At 61.6% G+C, this 15,089-nt stretch carries 11 protein-coding genes; 2 read left to right on the forward strand and 9 right to left on the reverse strand.

From position 1 onward, the window contains the following. The first annotated feature begins 221 nt into the window (after nt 1–221). Nucleotides 222–1,550, forward strand: coding sequence for a putrescine-ornithine antiporter (gene potE / locus BBG20_RS22690; RefSeq protein ID WP_065907383.1), 1,329 nt, complete (start codon nt 222–224; stop codon nt 1,548–1,550). A gap of 847 nt (nt 1,551–2,397) precedes the next feature. Here potE and BBG20_RS22695 read toward each other — a convergent pair. From BBG20_RS22695 to BBG20_RS22720, 6 genes are all read right to left on the reverse strand, one after another. Continuing rightward, nucleotides 2,398–4,140 (reverse strand): ABC transporter substrate-binding protein, encoded by a 1,743-nt coding sequence (locus BBG20_RS22695; RefSeq protein WP_065907385.1) that lies wholly within the window; start codon nt 4,138–4,140, stop codon nt 2,398–2,400. A gap of 83 nt (nt 4,141–4,223) precedes the next feature. Continuing rightward, nucleotides 4,224–4,496 carry a DUF2160 domain-containing protein gene (locus BBG20_RS22700; protein ID WP_003232363.1) on the reverse strand — a complete coding sequence of 91 codons (273 nt, stop codon included), beginning with the start codon at nt 4,494–4,496 and terminating at the stop codon, nt 4,224–4,226. A gap of 11 nt (nt 4,497–4,507) precedes the next feature. Continuing rightward, the gene (locus BBG20_RS22705) at nt 4,508–5,308 is read right to left on the reverse strand and encodes a carbohydrate ABC transporter permease (RefSeq protein ID WP_003232361.1); all 801 of its coding nucleotides are present in this window, start codon (nt 5,306–5,308) and stop codon (nt 4,508–4,510) included. Nucleotides 5,309–5,318: 10 nt separating this feature from the next. Beyond that, entirely contained in the window at nt 5,319–6,185 is an 867-nt protein-coding gene (locus tag BBG20_RS22710) for a carbohydrate ABC transporter permease (protein WP_005789024.1), read from the reverse strand. Then, the gene (locus tag BBG20_RS22715) at nt 6,182–7,279 is read right to left on the reverse strand and encodes an ABC transporter ATP-binding protein (protein WP_065907388.1); all 1,098 of its coding nucleotides are present in this window, start codon (nt 7,277–7,279) and stop codon (nt 6,182–6,184) included. The genes BBG20_RS22710 and BBG20_RS22715 overlap by 4 nt, the downstream gene beginning before the upstream one ends. Next, nucleotides 7,279–8,373 carry an ABC transporter ATP-binding protein gene (locus BBG20_RS22720; protein ID WP_065907391.1) on the reverse strand — a complete coding sequence of 365 codons (1,095 nt, stop codon included), beginning with the start codon at nt 8,371–8,373 and terminating at the stop codon, nt 7,279–7,281. The genes BBG20_RS22715 and BBG20_RS22720 overlap by 1 nt, the downstream gene beginning before the upstream one ends. Nucleotides 8,374–8,634: 261 nt before the next feature. On the opposite strand from BBG20_RS22720, the gene BBG20_RS22725 reads away from it, so the two are divergent. Next, entirely contained in the window at nt 8,635–10,452 is a 1,818-nt protein-coding gene (locus BBG20_RS22725) for a sigma-54-dependent Fis family transcriptional regulator (protein ID WP_065907394.1), read from the forward strand. On the opposite strand, the gene BBG20_RS22730 is transcribed toward BBG20_RS22725, so the two are convergent. From BBG20_RS22730 to BBG20_RS22745, 3 genes are all read right to left on the reverse strand, one after another. Beyond that, complete coding sequence (locus tag BBG20_RS22730; protein WP_065907397.1) at nt 10,449–11,381, reverse strand: FecR family protein; 933 nt, start codon at nt 11,379–11,381, stop codon at nt 10,449–10,451. The two genes, BBG20_RS22725 and BBG20_RS22730, sit on opposite strands and share 4 nt — an antisense overlap. After that, nucleotides 11,378–11,920 carry a sigma-70 family RNA polymerase sigma factor gene (locus BBG20_RS22735; RefSeq protein ID WP_065907399.1) on the reverse strand — a complete coding sequence of 181 codons (543 nt, stop codon included), beginning with the start codon at nt 11,918–11,920 and terminating at the stop codon, nt 11,378–11,380. The genes BBG20_RS22730 and BBG20_RS22735 overlap by 4 nt, the downstream gene beginning before the upstream one ends. An 875-nt stretch (nt 11,921–12,795) precedes the next feature. Beyond that, complete coding sequence (locus tag BBG20_RS22745; protein ID WP_065907406.1) at nt 12,796–14,913, reverse strand: TonB-dependent receptor family protein; 2,118 nt, start codon at nt 14,911–14,913, stop codon at nt 12,796–12,798. Nucleotides 14,914–15,089 lie beyond the last annotated feature (176 nt).

Below are 15,089 nucleotides of genomic sequence, written 5' to 3' on the forward strand. Positions count from 1 at the left end.
AGGTTAAGAAGGGGCGGATCGGCGGTTACAGATGGCCCAGCCCGTACACCCGCCGAGGCGTGGATGGGTGCTCCGGCGAGCCAATGGGTACTGGAAAAACGTTACTCCGCACAAAAAAAGCTCACTTGATACACAAAGCCCACGCAACGCAGTAAGTTGCCTCTACACAAGGTGCCCCTCACCACTGGGGCAGTGTTCCCCCGCCAATCCAAGGAACGACCATGCCCGAGCCAAGCAAAAAGATGAGCCTGTTGGGCCTGACCACGCTGGTCACGATCAATATGATGGGCTCGGGCATCATCATGTTGCCGGCGAGCATGGCGCAGCTGGGCGCGATTTCGTTGTTGTCGTGGGTGATCACGGCAGTGGGCTCGATGGCCATCGCATATGGCTTTGCCCAGTGCGGACTGTTCTGTACGCGCACCGGCGGGATGTCGGCGTATACCGAAGAGGCCCACGGCAAGTCGGGATTTTTCCTGTGCTCGTTTCTGTATTTTCTGTCGCTGATCATCGCCAATGTGGCGATTGCCATTTCAGCCGTGGGCTATCTGTCGTCGTTTGTGCCGTGGCTGGGCAGTGGGCCGGTGCCGTTGTTCATCGGCAGCCTGGCGCTGATCTGGCTGACCACCGTGGCCAACTTCGGCGGCCCGCGCCTGACCGGGCGCATCGGGGTGGTGACGGTGTGGGGCGTGATCATTCCCGTGGTGGGGCTGTGTGTGATCGGCTGGTTCTACTTCAAGGCCGAGGTGTTTGTGGCGGCCTGGAACCCCAATCAGCTGGAACTGTGGGACGCCATCGGTGCGAGTATTCCGCTGACGCTGTGGGCATTTCTCGGCATGGAGTCGGCGGCGCAAGGCTATGACGCGGTGGAAGAGCCCCAGCGCACCGTGCCGCTGGCCTGCCTGCTCGGCACCCTGGGCGCGGCGTTGGTGTACGTGCTGTCGACGGCGGTGATCCAAGGCATCGTGCCAAATGCGCAGTTGGCCGAGTCTTCGGCGCCGTTTGCCTTGGTGTATGCGCAGATGTTCACACCCTGGGTGGGTGAAGTGATCATGGCGCTGGCGGTGGTGGCGTGCATCGGTTCATTGCTGGGCTGGCAGTTCACCCTGGCGCAGACGGCCAAGATGTCGGCGGACCAGCGTCTGTTTCCGGCCTTTTTCAGCCGGGTCAGCGCGGCGAATGCGCCGGTACTCGGGCTGCTCGCGTGTGCGACGCTGCAGAGCCTGATTGCCCTGTCGACCATCTCGCCAACAGCCAGCGCGCAATTCAGCAAACTGGTGAACCTGGCAGTGGTGACCAACCTGGTGCCCTACGTGACCGCCCTCACCGGCTTGCTGGTAATGATGCACAAGGCACGCGCCACTGCAGCGGTGCAGGCGCGTAATACGCTGGTAGTGCTGGTAGCCGTGGGGTACTCGCTGTACGCGATTTATGCCTGCGGCGAAGAGGCCGTATTTGGCGCGATGCTGGTGCTGGCGTTCGGGTATTTGCTGTATGGATTCCTGGCCAGGCGCTTTGTCGAGGAACAGATCTGGGCTCCTGGTACATAAAGGTCAACTGTGGGAGCGGGCTTGCTTGTGAAGGCGGTGGGTCAGTCACCCTTTTCAGCGACTGGAAAGCCGCTTTCGCGAGCAAGCCCGCTCCCACAGTTTTGATTGGTGTTGGGCTTGGGATTCGGGGTGCTGCACCTGCATTTGAACGGACGGTAAAACTCGGTTCCAACCTTGAAATACATCCCAAATGTGGGAGCGGGCTTGCTCGCGAAGGCGGTGGATCAGTCATCCAATTCAGCGACTGACACACCGCTTTCGCGGGCAAGCCCGCTCCCACAGTTTTGATTGGTGTTCGGGCTGGAGGAAGAGGTGCTGCAGCGCCATTTGAGCGAGTGGTACAACCCCATACCAGCCTTGGAATACACGCCAAATGTGGGAGCGGGCTTGCTCGCGAAGGCGGTGGGTCAGTCACCCTTTCAGCGACTGGCAAGCCGCTTTCGCGAGCAAGCCCGCTCCCACAGTTTTGATCGGTGTTCGGGCTCGAGATTAGAGGTGTTTCGACACCAGTTTCGACGACGTTAAAATCCGATTCCAGCCTTGGAACACACGCCAAATGTGGGAGCGAGCTTGCCCGCGAAGGCGGTGGGTCAGTCACCCTCCTCAGCGATTGGCACACCGCTTTCGCGAGCAAGCCCGCTCCCACAGTTTTGATTGGTGTTCGGACTGGAGGCCGAGGTGCTGCAACGGCATTTGAGCAGACGGTACAACCCGACTCCAACCTTGGAACACACCCCAAATGTGGGAGCGGGCTTGCCCGCGAAGGCGGTGGATCAGTCACCCAATTCAGCGACTGACACACCGCTTCCGCAAGCAAGCCCGCTCCTACATCCGCTAACTGGCGCGTTTATTTACGCGCCGCCTCCCACTGCTTGAGCAGATCGCCGTAGGCCACGGTTTCGCCCTTGGGTTTTTCGTTGGCGAGTTTTGGTTTCGGCGCGCCCGGTTGGTCGAACCAGTATTGCGCGTCACGCTCGGGGTTCATCTTCGGACCGCACACCGGCTGCACCTTGGAGCGTTCCAGGCGCGTCATGATCGCGTCCTGCTCCTTGGCCAGGTTGTCGAGGGCCTGTTGCGGGGTTTTCTCGCCGCTGGCGGCGGCGGCGATGTTGCTCCACCACAGTTGCGCCAGGCGAGGATAGTCCGGCACGTTGGTGCCGGTCGGCGACCACTCTACGCGGGCCGGGCTGCGGTAGAACTCCACCAGGCCGCCGAGTTTGGGCGCCATGTCGGTCATGGCCTGGGAATTGATATCGGACTCACGAATCGGTGTCAGGCCAACGATGGTTTTCTTCAGCGAGACGGTCTTCGAGGTCACGAACTGCGCATACAGCCAGGCCGCGAGTTTCTGTTTCTCCGGGGTCGACTTGAGGAACGTCCAGGAACCCACGTCCTGATAGCCCTTCTTCATGCCCTTTTCCCAATAAGGCCCGACCGGCGACGGCGCCATGCGCCACTTCGGCGTACCGTCGGCATTCACTACCGGCAGGCCCGGCTTGACCATGTCGGCGGTAAACGCGGTGTACCAGAAAATCTGCTGGGCGATATTGCCTTGCGACGGCACCGGCCCGGATTCGGAGAAGGTCATGCCCGCCGCTTCCGGTGGTGCGTAGGCTTTCATCCAGTCCACGTATTTCTGCGTGGCGAATACCGCAGCAGGGCCGTTGGTGTCGCCGCCACGGGTCACGCTGGAGCCCACCGGATGGCAGTCCTCCACGCGAATGCCCCACTCGTCCACCGGCAAGCCGTTGGGCAGGCCTTTATCGCCGCCGCCGGCCATGGAGAACCAGGCATCAGTGAAGCGCCAGCCCAGGGATGGGTCTTTCTTGCCGTAGTCCATGTGCCCGTAGATGCGCTTGCCGTCGATTTCCTTGACGTCTTCGCTGAAGAACTTGGCGATGTCTTCATAGGCCGACCAGTTCACCGGCACGCCGAGGTCGTAACCGTATTTTTCCTTGAACTTGGCTTTCAGCTCCGGGCGCTCGAACCAGTCGGCGCGGAACCAGTAGAGGTTGGCGAACTGCTGGTCGGGCAGCTGGTAGATCTTGCCGTCCGGCGCGGTGGTGAACGAGATGCCGATAAAGTCCTTGATATCCAGGGTCGGCGAGGTGAAATCCTTGCCTTCGTTGGCCATCAGGTCGGTGATCGATTCGGTCTTGCCATAGCGAAAGTGCGTACCGATCAAGTCGGAATCGTTGACCCAGCCGTCATAGATATTCTTGTCGGACTGCATCTGCGTCTGCAGCTTCTCGACCACGTCGCCTTCCTGCAGCAGGTCGTGGGTGAGCTTGATCCCGGTGATTTCCGTGAAGGCCTTGGCCAGCACCTTGGACTCGTACTCGTGGGTGGTGAGGGTTTCCGACACCACATTGATCTTCATCCCACGGAACGGTTCGGCGGCCTTGATAAACCACTTGAGCTCCTCGAGCTGTTGGTCGGCCGTGAGGGTGGACGGTTTGAATTCGCTGCCGATCCATTTTTTCGCCGCATCTTCGTACGCATCGGCCCAGGCCGTGGCGCTCAAACCGCTGAGGGCCAATACGGCGGCCAATGAAATGCTATGTCGCAGCTTATTGTTTTTATCGAACATAGAGACCTCCTGGTTAGTTTCAAACGGGACCTGCGAACACAATCCCTGCAGGCGCCGGCTTGCCGGCGCCTGCAGGGCGAGTACTAGCCCCAACGCATCACACTCAACAGCCATACCAGGGACAGCGCGGACGCCACCCAGATGCTCCAGTCGGTAACGCCGATGACCAGCAAATGCAGGTAGGCGCTGCCGAGAAGACCGATAAACAAGCGATCACCACGGGTGGTGCTGATCGGCAGAAAACCGCGCCGAGGGATGCTCGGCGAACGCAGTTCCCAGGTGGTCATGCCCGCCAGAATCAGGGCGATACCGCCAAAGAACAGCGCGGTGGGGGTGGTCCAGGCCATCCATTCCATCATCGATTCCTCTAGACCCGGCCCAGGGCAAAGCCCTTAGCCACGTGGTTGCGAACAAACCAGATCACCAGCATGCCTGGCAGGATGGTCAACACCCCCGCCGCTGCCAGCACGCCCCAATCAATGCCCGACGCCGAGACCGTGCGCGTCATCACCGCCGCGATGGGCTTGGCGTTGACCGAGGTCAGGGTGCGCGCCAGCAGCAACTCGACCCAGGAAAACATGAAGCAGAAAAACGCCGTCACGCCGATGCCGGAGCCGATCAAGGGGATAAAAATTTTCACGAAGAACTTAGGAAAGCTGTAGCCATCGATGTAGGCAGTTTCGTCAATTTCCTTGGGCACACCGGACATGAAGCCTTCCAGGATCCACACCGCCAACGGCACGTTGAACAGGCAATGCGCCAGTGCCACGGCGATGTGCGTGTCGAACAGGCCGATGGACGAATACAGCTGGAAAAACGGCAGCAGAAACACCGCCGGCGGCGCCATGCGGTTGGTCAGCAGCCAGAAGAACAGGTGCTTGTCGCCGAGGAAGCGGTAGCGCGAAAACGCATACGCCGCCGGCAGCGCCACACTCAACGAAATCACCGTGTTCAGGCTCACGTAGTACAGCGAGTTGAGGTAGCCGGTGTACCAGCTGGGGTCGGTGAAGATCACCTTGTAGTTGGCCAGGGTGAAATCCTGCGGAAACAGCGTCAGGCCGCCGAGGATTTCGGTGTTGCTCTTGAAGGACATGTTCAGCAGCCAGTAGATCGGCACCAGCAGGAACAGGATGTAGATCAGCAGCGGAATCAGCTTTCTCTTGCTCATGTTGGCGGCCTCAGCGGTTGGCGTCGGAGTGGGTCATGGCGGTGTAGAACAGCCAGGACACCAACAGGATGATCAGGAAATACACCAGGGAAAACGCGGCCGCCGGGCCCAGGTCGAATTGACCTACAGCCATCTGGGTCAGCGTCTGACTGAGGAAGGTAGTCGCGTTACCCGGCCCGCCGCCCGTCAACACGAAAGGCTCGGTGTAAATCATGAAACTGTCCATGAAGCGCAGCATCACCGCGATCAGCAGCACGCTTTTCATCTTCGGCAACTGGATATGTCGGAACACCGCCCAAGCCGAGGCCCGATCAATCCGCGCCGCCTGGTAGTACACATCCGGAATCGCGCGCAGGCCCGAGTAACACAGCAGCGCCACCAGTGAGGTCCAGTGCCACACGTCCATCACCAGCACGGTGACCCAGGCGTCCATGGTGTTGGCCGCGTAGTTGTAGCTGATGCCCATGGCGTTGAGGGTCGAGCCGAGCAGGCCGATATCGGCGCGGCCGAAAATCTGCCAGATGGTGCCGACCACGTTCCAGGGGATCAGCAGCGGAATGGCGAGGATGATCAACACCAGCGACGACCAGCGCCCCTTGGTCGGCATGGTCAGGGCGATGGCGATGCCCAGTGGGATTTCGATCAGCAGCACGCAGGCAGAGTAGATGAACTGGCGCAGCAATGAGTCATGCAGGCGCGGGTCGAGCAGCACCTGCTTGTACCAGTCGGCGCCGACGAAGTAGCGGCTGGACTGGTCGAAGATGTCCTGCACCGAGTAGTTGACCACGGTCATCATCGGGATCACCGCACTGAACGCCACCAGCAGGAACACCGGCAACACCAGCCACCAGGCCTTGTTGTTCTGCACCTTGTTCATGGCAGCACCTCCAGCAGGTAATCGTCGGCGTAGACCATCAGCCATTGCGCCGGGAAACTGATGGACGCCGTGCCTTCAGGCACCGGCTTGTCCTCGGCCAGGCGCACTTTCAGGGGCGCGCCGTCCAGCGTAAGGGTCATGATCTTGTAGGTGCCGAGGTCCTCGACGTGTGTGACTGCGGCCTGCAAGGCCTCAGGGTTGTACTCGTCCCACACGTGGATAAATTCCGGGCGGATGCCTACCTGGAGTTTCTTGTAGTCCGTATCGGCAATGCGCTGGGTCAGTGCCGTCGACAGGGGCAGATGAGTACCGGCAAAGCACACCCCGCCGGATTCGGCCTGCACCTCGATCAGATTCATCCCAGGGCTGCCGATGAAATAGCCGACAAAAGTGTGGCTCGGCCGTTCGAATAGCTCACGCGGCGTGCCGAACTGCACGATCTGCCCGCCGTACATCACCGCGATCTTGTCGGCGAAGGTCGAGGCCTCCAACTGGTCGTGGGTGACGTAGACCATGGTGATGTTGAACTGCTCATGGATCTGCTTGAGCTTGCGCCGCAGCTTCCATTTGAGGTGCGGGTCGATCACCGTCAGCGGCTCATCGAACAGGATCGCCGACACATCGTCGCGCACCAGCCCACGGCCCATGGAAACTTTCTGTTTTTCATCGGCGGTGAGGTTGCGGGCTTTCTTGGTCAGCAGGTTTTGCAGGTCGAGCACCTCAGCAATTTCCTGCACCTTGCTGTGAATCTTCGCCTCGGCCATGCCCTGGTTTCGCAGAGGAAAGGCCAGGTTGTCGAACACCGTCATGGTGTCGTACACCACCGGGAACTGGAACACCTGGGCGATGTTGCGTCGTTCAGGCGTCAGCTCGTTGACCACCTTGTGATCGAACAGCACCTGGCCCTCGGACGGGCTGAGCAGCCCGGAGATGATATTGAGCAGGGTCGACTTGCCGCAGCCCGAGGGCCCGAGCAAGGCGTAGGCACCGCCCTGCTCCCATACGTGGTTCATTTCCCGAATCGCGTAGTCTTCAGGCCCTGTCGGTGTAGGGCTGTAGCTGTGCGCCAGGTTCTGCAAATGGATCTCGGCCATCAGGCAACCCTCGCGACACGGCGTCCGGGAGCCTGGACCAGACGGCCCTGGGCATCGAACACAAACAGTTTATGGGTGGGGATATACACGCGGATCGGCGCGTCGACGTCGTACTCGTGCACGCCCGGCAGGTGCAGCACCAGCAGGAAGTGCTCGCTGCGCACATGCAGGAAGGTTTCCGAGCCGCTGATTTCGGCGACTTCCACGGTCACTGCCAGCTCCAGGTCATCGTCGTTGCTCGGCACCAGGCTGATATGGCTGGGGCGCACGCCGAAGCGGAATTCGCCTTCACCAATCGGGCGCAGGTCGACGTTCAGCGGGAAGTGCACAAAATTGGCGAAACTCACCTCGTTGCCGCTGATGCGCCCCGGCATCAGGTTGATCGGCGGTTCGGAAAACAGCTCGGCGGCCAGCACGGTCTGCGGCTGGTGGTAGACCTCGGCGGCCTTGCCACTCTGGATCACCCGGCCTTCGTGAAGAATCGTGGTGGTGCCGCCCAGGGCCAGGGCCTCGTTGGGCTCGGTGGTGGCGTAGATGGCGATGGTATGCCGCGCCTTGAACAGCTCGCGCATTTCCTGACGCAGCTCTTCACGCAGCTTGTAGTCCAGGTTGACCAGCGGCTCATCGAACAGGATCAGCTCGGCATCCTTGACCAGCGCACGGGCCATGGCCGTGCGTTGCTGCTGGCCCCCGGACAGCTCCAGCGGGTGGCGCTGGAGGAATTTCTCGATGCGCAGCATCCTCGCGGTTTCCAGCACCTTGCTCTGGATCAGCTCGTTGGAGACACCGGCCTGGCGCAACGGCGAGGCAATGTTTTCGAACACCGTCATGGTCGGGTAGTTGATGAATTGCTGGTAGACCATCGATACGTTGCGCAGGCGCACCGGTTTTTGCGTGACGTCCACGCCGTTCATCAGGATGCGGCCGCTGTCGGGCTTGTCCAGGCCGGCCATCAGGCGCATCAGGCTGGTCTTGCCGGAGAGTGTGCGGCCGAGCAATACGTTGAAGGAGCCGGCTTCGAAACGCAGGCTGGCGTCGTCGATCCAGGTTTGGCCTTCGACGACGCGGGAGACATTTTCCAGGGTCAATGACATGACACGACCTTTTTATTATTGGAATGAATCTGGCCAGTTGTCAGAGCGAGTTTCGTGCCAAAACGGCAAGGGCTTGATGTGTAAGGAAATGGGAAAACCCGATGTTCGTGTTTGAACACTCCAGGTGAACAACTGAACAGTCACGGGGTTGACAATGAACAGTTCTGAACAACACTCTCACCACCAACACAGGACATTTTGATCCGGTTTCAATGGTTGGATTGTGCAACACCCCATAACAATAAAAATGCAGGTCACCCCATGGCCGAACCACTGGCTCACGACACCCTTATCCAGGAATCCTGGCGCCGCTGCCGCGCGTTTGGGCTGGACCATCAGAGCACGCCCAGCTTCGATCAGCTGCCTGCCGAGGGCATCAGCCAATTGCTCGAAAGCCAGCATTCCCTGGTGCAGACCACCCATCAGGAGGTGCTGCCCTACTACGAAAACATCCTCAGCAACTCCAACTGCCTGATCATGCTGGCCGACAACCAGGGCCAGGTGCTGACCAGTTGGGGCACCCAGCGTTTTATCGAACCCAAGCTGGCCCGGGGGTTCAGCGCCGGCGCCAGTTGGATGGAACGCTCCAGCGGCACCAATGCCATCGGCACTGCGCTGGCCTGTGCGCAGGCGGTGCATATCGAACATGACGAACACTTTCTCAAGGCCAACCGCTTCATGACCGGCTCGGCGGCGCCGATCTTCGACGCGCAGCGCGAGATCATCGCGGTACTGGATGTGTCCAGCGACAGCTACCTGCCGCCCTCCCACACCCTGGGCATGGTCAAGATGATGAGCCAGACCGTGGAAAACCGGCTGATCCTCAACCTGTTTCGCGGCGAGCATTTTCAACTGACCTTCAACACCGGCCTGAGCAACCTCGACAGCCAATGGGCCGGCCTGTTGATCTTCGATGAAAGCGGCCAGGTGCTGTCGGCCAACCGTCGCGCCGACAACCTACTGGGCATCAGTCTGTCACGGGTGATGATCGACAGTTTGTTCAAGGTCTCGCTGCTGGAGTTGCTCAATCAGCCCGAGGGCCTGCCGTTTTCGCTGCAGGCGGCTGGACGCAACCGATTCCAGTGCCTGTTGAAACGGCCCAAGCAAATGCCGGTGCAGGCGCGGGTGTTCAGCCAACCCACGCCGCCAAAGCCGGCGGCGATTGGCCTGAACACCCTGCACTTTGGTGATGCGCGCGTGGAAAAGGCCGTGCGCCAAGCCGAACGCTTGCTGGAGAAGGACATCCCGCTGCTGATCCACGGCGAAACCGGCGTGGGCAAGGAAGTTTTCGTCAAGGCCCTGCACCAGGCGAGTTCCCGCAGTCAGCAGGCATTTATCGCAGTGAACTGTGCGGCGATTCCTGCCGAGTTGGTGGAATCGGAACTGTTCGGCTACGAAAAAGGCGCGTTTACCGGCGCCAATCAAAAAGGCAGCATCGGCCTGATCCGCAAGGCCGACAAGGGCACGCTGTTTCTGGATGAAATTGGCGACATGCCGCTGCCGACCCAGGCACGCCTGTTGCGGGTGTTGCAGGAGCGCTGCGTGCAACCGGTGGGCAGCAGTGAGCTGTTCCCGGTGGATCTGCGCATCATCTCGGCCACCAACCGGGCGCTGCGCGAGCAGGTACAGGCCGGGCGTTTTCGCGAGGATTTGTACTACCGCATTGGTGGCCTGACCCTCGAGCTACCGCCGCTGCGCGAACGCAGCGACAAGCGCGCGCTGTTCCAGCAACTGTGGCAGCAACATCGCGAGCCGACCCAATGGGCCGGCCTCAGTGCCGAGGTGCTGGCCCTGTTCGAGCAGCACCCCTGGCCGGGCAATTTGCGCCAGGTGAGCAGTGTGTTGCAGGTGGCGTTGGCGATGGCTGAGGAGCAGCCGATTCGCCCGGAGCACCTGCCGGATGATTTCTTTGTCGATCTGAATGTGGCAGCGCCGCCGCCCACCAGCGAGTACCTGGATGACAGCATCGACCTGGCCCAGCGCCTGAAAGCGGCCGGCGGGAATATTTCCCACCTGGCGCGGGAGCTGGGGGTGAGCCGCAACACCTTGTACAAGCGCCTGCGCCAGCACGAAGGCTAGCGCGGCTTGACCACCACCAGCAGGTCGGTGAAGTACTCCACCTGAATCGGCAGGTTGTCGGCCAGGGCCGAGAGCGCCGCAGCGGTGTCGTCCAGCTTGAATACGCCGGACACGCGCAGGTTCTGCAGGGCCTGCGGGTCGTAGCGCACCAGGCCGTGACGGTAACTGGCCAGGGTTTGCAGCACCTCGCTCAGCGGCTGGTCGTTGACCTTGAGCAGGCCACGGGTCCAGGCGTCCGCGTCGGTGTTGCCGACGGCTTGTGGCGGTTGGGCGCGGCCATGGTCGAGGACCGAGCGCTGGCCGGCGGTGACGCTGACCCCTTCACTGGTCTGGCCTTTGACCGCGACGGTGGACTCGATCACGGTCACCACGGTGGTGCCGTCCGGCGCACGCTTGACCAGGTAACGCGTGCCCAGGGCGGTCGCGGTGCCTTGGTCGGTGCGCACCACGAAGGGCCGTTGCGCGTCCTTGGCGACCTCGACCCACAGTTCGCCTTGCAACAACTCGATGACGCGCTGGTGGCCGTCGAATTTCACGTCGACTGCCGAATTGCTGTTGAGCTGCAGTTGGCTGCCGTCTTCAAGGGCGATGTGGCGGCGCTCGCCGACGCCGGTGCGCTGGTCGGCCATCCATACCGGCAGGTGTTCCAGGCCCAGCCAGCCGCACAGTAAGACGCCAAGCAGCCCGACCACCTGAGTAGCCAGCGGACGCCGCGGGGCGAAGGCCCGGTTGAGTGCCACGCGTGCCGGTTGCGCAGGCACAGCATCGAGGCTGCCCCACAGGACGCGCATGCGTTCGATAGCCACCGCATGGCGTGGATCGGCCTGGCACCAGGTGTTGAATGCCTGGCGCTCGGCGTCGCTGACGTCTTCGTCGTGCAGGCGTGTCAGCCAATTCGCCGCTTGTTGAATGATCTGTTCGGAGTTCATGCCAGCGGATCTGCCGCATGCAGGCTGTGGTAGCAGTGCACCAGGGCGCTGGAGATGTAGTTTTTGACGGTGCTGGAGGACACCTCCAGGCGCGTGGCGATTTCGCTGTAGGTCAGGCCGTCGAGGCGGCTCAACAGAAAGGCTTCGCGCGCCTTGGCCGGCAGGCCGGCGAGCATTTCGGCGATGCGCTCCAGCGCTTGCAGCGCCACATGGATGGCGGCCGGGTCGGGCATGCCGGCGTCTTCGCATTGGATTACCAGGGCTTCCATGTAGGCTTTTTCGATGCGCCGACGCCGTGCGCCGTCGATCAATAACCGCCCTGCCGTGGTGGCCAGGAACGCCCGTGGTTCCTTGATATTTTGCGGTTCGGCAAGCATCAACACGCGGATAAACGCGTCGTGGGCCAGGTCGGCAGCATACTGGGAGCAGCCGAGTTTTTTGCGCAGCCAACCGTGCAACCAGCCATGGTGCTCGCTGTACATCGCCGTAAGGGTCTGCTGACGCTCTGAATCGCCCAGCGCGGCCGGAATGTCATGCATGCGCAAAAAGATCTCAAATGGGAAGAGTTACCAATTGCGCAAACAATGCCAGTAAATCGGTGTAGGAGCAAGAGCGCCTGCCCGATGCGCCGGGCAAAGTTTCGCCCCCTGTGGTGAGCGGGCTTGCCCCGCGTTGGGCTGCGAAGCAGCCCCTGTCACTGCTGGCGATGAGTGTCAGGTTTATTGCGTTGAGTCTTAATGGGGCGGCTTCGCCACCCAACGCGGGGCAAGCCCGCTCACCACAACAAGCCTGGCAGCAACAACAAGCCAAGCCCTTCATCACAATGAGCCTATTCACCGCAGGGGGCGATCGCTGCAGGTTGATGCTACGTTCACGCTCCGCCGGTGCCACGGCGCGCTGCAGAGATCAAGTGCGCCAGCCCCCGCCCCTTGTGGTGAGCGGGCTTGCCCCGCGTTGGGCTGCGAAGCAGCCCCTGTCACTGCTGGCGATGAGTGTCAGGTTTATTGCGTTGAGTCTTAATGGGGCGGCTTCGCCACCCAACGCGGGGCAAGCCCGCTCGCCACAACAATCCAGGCAGCAACAACAAGCCTGGCAGCAACAACAAGCCAAGCCCTTCATCACAATGAGCCTATTCACCACAGGCGGCGGTCGCTGCAGGTTGAGGCTACGTTCACGCTCCGTCGGTGCCGCGGCTCCGCGCCGAGATCAAGTGGGCCATGCCCCATCCCTTGTGGTGAGCGGGCTTGCCACAACAAGCCAGGCAGCCACAGCAAGCCAAGCTCGTCATCACAATGAGCTCGGTCATCACAACAAGCTCGACTTCCACAACAAGCCCAACCTCCACCACAAGCCTGGCAGCCACATCAAGCCCATTCATCACGACAAGCTCACCACAGGCGGCGGTCGCGGCGGGTTAACGCCAGCTCCATGAGACGCCGGTGTAGATGCCGCGACCGTCTGCCGGGGTCGAGCGGGCCGTGTCCAGGCCTTTGTCGTCGTAGCCGGGAGTGACGGTGTTGGCGTAGCGCCGGTTGGTGAGGTTGCGCAGGTCGACCCACGCTTGCCAGTCCTGCTTGGGCGCGTCGTAGCCGAAGGTCGCCCCCAGGGTCGTGTAGGACGCGGCGTAGTACGAGTTGGCGTAGTCCACCGCCACACGCGAGGAATACTCGGTGTTGAGGCTGGTGTAGAAACCGGTCGGGTGGATGTAGCGCAGTTGGGCCTGGTAGTAGTGCTTGGGAATGCCCGGCAAGCTGTTGTAGCCGAAACGGTCGTCGTCGCGGTAGTAGAAGTCACTGAAGGTGTAGGCCTGGCGCAGGGCCACCTGGCCGCTGCGGCCGCCTTCCCATAACGGGCTGAGCAGGCTCAGTTCCACGCCCTGGTGCACGGTGGGGCTGGCGTTGGATTCGGCAATGATGGCATTGCTGGAAGAGGTCTGGGCCTGGGTTTCCACACTGAGCAGCTCGTGGCGCACTTCTGAACGGTACAGCGCGAGGTCCCACTGGCCGATCAACGCCTCGCCCCGACTGCCGACTTCCAAGGTGGTCGCGGTCTGGTTTTTCAGGCTGACGCCTTCACGCTGCAGGCCAGTAGCCGGGCCGCTGCCTGGGCCGAAGTATTTGTTGGAACCCCAGATCATCGACCAGGCGTGCGGCGGCTCGACCGAACGGCTCAGGTTGCCGTACACCTGCAATTGCGGGGTGAAGTCATAACGCAGGCCGATGCGCGGGGCGTAGTCCCAGTCATGCTGGCTCAGCGGCGCCTGGCCTTCGGGGTAGGTCACCTGGGTTTCGCGGCGGGTGTAGATCGCCGCAAGGCCTGTGGTCAGCCACAGGTCCGGGACCAGCTCCAGGTCGTTGCCGATATGCAGCACGGTGTCGGAGCCCAGGTAGCTGTAGTCGCGGGTCTTGGTTCCGGGTGCGTAGGTGGCCGTATTGCCGGCGGGCGTGCGTACATATTCCGACGCGCCGTTGTTGGGCATCGCCTGGGTGGTGCGCAGGCCGACTGTGGTGGTGCTGTCGTGGCCGAACAGCGTGTCCTGGCGGATGTAATTGAGGGTGCTGCTGATGTCGGTGTAGGCGACCTTCAGGCGGTTGGTGCCTTCACGCAGGTCCATCGGATAGTCGTGGTAGGCCAGTCCGACTTCGACGCGGGAGCTGTCGTCCAAGTGCAGGGTGGTCTTGTTGGCGATCCAGGTCGAGCCCGGTTGCAGGCGCTTGGAGTCGCGGGCGGCGTTAAGGCTGTTGGCCGCACGCGGGTCGTGGCTGATCTGCGCACGGGTAAGTTTGCCGGGGGTGTCGTTGGTGGTTTCGCGGTAGCGGAAATAGAAACGGGTTTCCAGGTCCGGGTTGAAGCGGTAGCCGAAGTTGGCCGCCACGCCCTTGCCCGTGGCAGCGCTCTGGCGTTGGTAGCCGTCGGACTCGGAGTCGGTGAGGCTGATGTAGTAGTCGGCATCCCCCAGCACTTGGCCAGAGCTGATCTCGTGCTGGGCGTAGCCACGGCTGCCGGCCTCATAGCGCAGCTGCAGCTTGGGCGCATCGTAGCCGGTGCGGGTCACATAATTGACCGCGCCGCCCAAGGCCAATGCGCCCTGGTCAAAGCCATTGGCACCGCGCAGCACCTCGACGCGGCTTTGCCACAAGGGGTCCTTGAGCTCATAAGGGGTCCCGCCGGGGCCGGTCAGCGGCAAGCCATCGAACATTTCATATAGCCCCGAGGCATGCGAACCCGGGCTGCGATTGAGGCCGGAACCGCGAATCGACAGCTTCACCCCTTCATTATTCGCCGCCTTGGCGTACACCCCAGCCTGATACTTGAATACATCTTCGTTGGTGCTCACCCGCCCCTGCTGCACGCTGTTCATGTCGATGAAATTGGTGCCGCCGGGCACGCTCTTGAGTTGTGCCTGGGCGACTTCACCAGCACTCGCCTCGCTGCTGGTGACTTCGACCGGGGCCAGTTGCAGGTCTTCGGCTTGCACCAGCGAACTTAAGGTCAGGGCGGCAAAAAAGAGCGGGGGTTGGCGCAGCAGCATCGAGGCAGATCCTTGGAATTCGGGGGCGTGGCAGGCTGGACCTGGCACGCGAACAGTGTTGGGAAGGCAGGCGCGCCCGCCAGGTCACGCCTTATTAACGGACCAGACCCTTCCCACAACAGTGTCGGACCCAATTTATGGTTTAAGTCCAAAATCGAATTACCACATGCAAACTC

Source organism: Pseudomonas aylmerensis, assembly GCF_001702265.1.
Classification (GTDB): domain Bacteria; phylum Pseudomonadota; class Gammaproteobacteria; order Pseudomonadales; family Pseudomonadaceae; genus Aquipseudomonas; species Aquipseudomonas aylmerensis.